This is a genomic window from Magnetococcales bacterium (assembly GCA_015231925.1).
Lineage (GTDB): Bacteria > Pseudomonadota > Magnetococcia > Magnetococcales > JADGAQ01 > JADGAQ01.
Genome location: JADGAQ010000339.1, coordinates 1 through 2,433, shown reverse-complemented (window position 1 = coordinate 2,433; position 2,433 = coordinate 1). Strand labels below are relative to the sequence as shown.

Genomic DNA, 2,433 nt, shown 5'->3' with positions numbered 1-2,433 from the left:
GTTCGGGGGGGATTATCCCCCCCGACGGGTCCAGGGCAGCGCCCTGGGACTTGTCTTTTTGTCGTTGACGTTCCCGCCCCATGGGGTCCAGGGGGCACCCCTGGGACTTTTCCTTTGGCTGTTGACGCGATCAAGCCGCTCAATACAGGGGGCTGAATAGTTATGGGTTTTCAAACGATTGCGGCCACCCCGAGGGATGACCGTAGCTCGGTTTGACTTCCAAAACAGGGAATTCCCGTTGCATGCCCGGTGGGCAAGTCACGCCCCTCCGGACATCAACCTATTGAAAGATATCCTCTAACGCTTCGGCATCCAAAACCTTCTCCGTCCACCTCTCCAGGGTCTCCAGATCAGCTCCGGCCAATTTTGCAGGCACCCAGTCAGGCACCGGAGTACCAAAGCGGCGCTGGACCAGGCGCAGCAAGGCGCGCATCTCGCCTTCCCGAAGGCCTTCCTGTCGGCCCTCCTCACGCCAGGGTTTTACCCATTCCAGAACACTTTCGGCTAACATGTCATTCACCTCGTACAAGTCTGTCATTTCAGGAATGTCGGCCTTCGGCAAACGCTTGGGCAACAGCACCCGTCTCAACCATACCGCGAAGGATCTTCGCAAACTGAGCTGTTCGGGAGCCTTGAGCCACTCCTTCAGGGTTCCGACCAACTCCCGAACGGTTCCGACGGATCGGCACTTTTCCAGGCGGAACAGAACGGCTGCCAGATTGCGCAGCACGGTGAGTTCCGATTCCGCCATGGCGCCCACATCCAGCAGGAGGTGGCGCAGATGGGCCTGATAGGCATCCAGCCCCGGAACCGGAACGATCATCTCGTTGACTTCGAGAGGGATATTCCACCTCTGCTTGCCAGTATAGATCACAACCGGAAGAATGGGGGGTAATATTTTGTTCGGCAGTTGCCTGGCCTTGCGCAGATCCTGATAAAGGGAAAAGGTGTAGTCTCCAACTCGAACGGGCATGAAATCGTCGAGCTCGGACTGGAATTCGAGCAGGATGTAGACATACAGCCAGATGTCACCGAAGCGCAACCGCCAGATGATGTCGTTCTCCCGGTCTCTGAATTCATCCCCGACGAAGAGACCGTTGACCTTTTCAAGGGTGGAAAAATCGAGGCGGGAGACCCACTCCCCGTGGACGAAGCCGAGGATCAGGTCGCGAACCATCTCCGGATGGGAAAAGAGCAGCTTGTAACTGGAATCGTAGTCCGTTCGGATTGACATGGCGCTCTTCCTGAAAAGATGTTTACCCCGTCGATTCCGGATAGTATGGGATGTTGTCGGTGTCGTCATACCCCCTGGAGAGTCGTCCGTGTCCACCATCACCTTCGACATGCTGAAGTTCGTTGCAACCCTCAAAGCGGCTGGTTTTGACGAACCACAAGCCAAGGGCGTGGCCGTTGCCATTCAAGAAACGCAGCAGTCCAACCTCGACGCTCTTGTCACGAAACACGATCTGGAAAAAGAACTTTCTCCCGTCCGTACCGAGCTGGCTGTCATCAAATGGATGCTGGCGTTGATCATCATCGTGACCGTCCTTCCCGCCCTGAAAATGCTGCTCGGATAACCTCCGGATTCCAGGATGGATGCGGGTTGAGATTGTCAGGAGAGTTCATTGCATAACAGCTATGGTTCACGATCGAGACGAATGAAAAATCAAAGGATAGAACATTTCCTTTTTTTGATATTTAAAAGATAAAATATTGAAAGTCAAAAAATTTAGTATGCTCCCGCTTGGCAGCGGGAGTTTTGCAACGGGCGTTCACGACAACGCCGTCACCGCCACCATGACCTGGCGTTGCCGGGGGCCGTCGAAGTCGGCCAGGAAGAGGCCCTGCCAGGCCCCCAGGGAGAGGCGGCCTTCCTCCACCGGCACGGTCAGATGGCTGCCGGTCAACACCGATTTCAGGTGGGCGTCGCTGTTGCCTTCGGCGTGGCGGTAGTCGCCCCGGTTGGGCACCAGGCGCTCCAGGGTGGTGAGGATGTCCCGGGCCACATGAGGGTCGCAGGCCTCGTTGATCAGCAGGCCCGCCGTGGTGTGGGGCGCGAAGAGCTGACACAGTCCGGTCACGATGCCGCTGCGGGTCACCACCTCCTGAACCCGGGCGGTGATGTCCACCAGTTGGTTCCGTTTGTCGCTGACCACCGCCAGTCGATGCCACATGCCCGTCTCCTGTTTGCTTCGGCGTCTTGGTTGGCAACACCGTCCCGACGGGGACGTACCTCCCGCCCGATTGTCCCCGGAAAGCCTCCGGGGGTCCAGCGAAAAAGAGCGATTTTCCTCCCCGCCCCGGAACGGGTAGCCCGTTCGGAGGATGGCCGGGGCAACGGTTCAGGACGCGCTGAATGAAGGAGAGATGAAAAGTCAAAGGATAGAACATTTTCTTTTTTTGCTTTTTAAAGGAATAAAATATTGAAAGTCA

The 2,433-nt window shown here is 56.7% G+C and carries 3 protein-coding genes; 1 reads left to right on the top strand and 2 read right to left on the bottom strand.

The window, feature by feature from the left end:
* Positions 1 to 280: 280 nt before the first annotated feature.
* Complete coding sequence (locus HQL56_19575; GenBank protein ID MBF0311717.1) at positions 281 to 1,234, bottom strand: Rpn family recombination-promoting nuclease/putative transposase; 954 nt, start codon at positions 1,232 to 1,234, stop codon at positions 281 to 283.
* A gap of 88 nt (positions 1,235 to 1,322) precedes the next feature.
* Here HQL56_19575 and HQL56_19570 point away from each other — a divergent pair, with 88 nt between their 5' ends.
* The gene (locus HQL56_19570; protein ID MBF0311716.1) at positions 1,323 to 1,577 is read left to right on the top strand and encodes a DUF1640 domain-containing protein; all 255 of its coding nucleotides are present in this window, start codon (positions 1,323 to 1,325) and stop codon (positions 1,575 to 1,577) included.
* Positions 1,578 to 1,772: 195 nt separating this feature from the next.
* Here HQL56_19570 and HQL56_19565 read toward each other — a convergent pair whose 3' ends face one another.
* Positions 1,773 to 2,174: a YjbQ family protein gene (locus tag HQL56_19565; protein MBF0311715.1), complete on the bottom strand. Its 402-nt coding sequence runs from the start codon at positions 2,172 to 2,174 to the stop codon at positions 1,773 to 1,775.
* Positions 2,175 to 2,433 lie beyond the last annotated feature (259 nt).

What these genes read in the sequence shown, in the direction of transcription:
- HQL56_19575 (MBF0311717.1), bottom strand. Translation starts at nt 1,234, where the DNA reads ATGTCAATCCGAACGGACTACGATTCCAGTTACAAGCTGCTCTTTTCC.
- HQL56_19565 (MBF0311715.1), bottom strand. Translation starts at nt 2,174, where the DNA reads ATGTGGCATCGACTGGCGGTGGTCAGCGACAAACGGAACCAACTGGTG.